General features: G+C 40.7%; 1 protein-coding gene. It reads right to left on the minus strand.

What is annotated here, in order from left to right; all coding sequences use genetic code 11:
- Positions 1 to 248 (minus strand): dihydroxy-acid dehydratase (locus ACFIK8_RS09315; RefSeq protein ID WP_375669258.1); only part of this gene is annotated, 248 nt, incomplete at both ends.

The following is a 248-nucleotide window of genomic DNA, read 5'->3' on the forward strand; positions in this document are numbered from 1 at the left end:
TACGATTCGCTTTTGGTCCTTGGTAACGAATGACAGCAATAAACTCTTTACCATTCAAAGCTCCAACTTTAAAAGCCTCGTGAAACCCCTCTTGATCATTAAAGACAAGAACTGGAGCTTCAATCGGCCAATGCTCAGATTTAACGGATGAAACTTTCATAATAGCTGTACCCAAATCTCCCGACAAAACACGAATACCACCATCAGGTTGAAACGACTTTCTCCATCCTGCTAATACCTTATGATTC

It is taken from the genome of Bartonella sp. MR168JLCBS, from assembly GCF_042194175.1.